This window comes from Vallitalea maricola (assembly GCF_036985595.1).
In the GTDB taxonomy this organism is placed as follows: Bacteria; Bacillota; Clostridia; order Lachnospirales; family Vallitaleaceae; genus Vallitalea; species Vallitalea maricola.
On sequence record NZ_BTPU01000190.1, the window covers coordinates 1 to 266 of the forward strand.

Here is a 266-nt window from a genome sequence, read left to right on the forward strand (position 1 = left end):
AATTAATGATTTCACCTTTTATTTTGTTGCATTTGTTATACATGGTAGTTAATAATTTTAATTTGCCCCTAACATTTTCTTCACTTTTCGGTAGACTTATTATTTCTGCTGGCTTTATTCCTTTTATTACTGGACTTATGGTTTTCAATAATCTCTTTTCATAATCGTTGCACACATGATTAAGTATACATTCTTTGTTATTTTGACAAGTTCTCATAAAGACACCTCCATCATGATAATGAATGTCATTATCATGATGGAGGTGT

At 29.3% G+C, this 266-nt stretch carries 1 protein-coding gene; it reads right to left on the bottom strand.

Going from position 1 to position 266, the window contains the following annotated elements:
* The coding region (locus tag AACQ14_RS23830) for a hypothetical protein (RefSeq protein WP_339366031.1) at window positions 1-217 on the bottom strand (217 nt) is incomplete at its 3' end.
* Window positions 218-266: the final 49 nt, after the last annotated feature.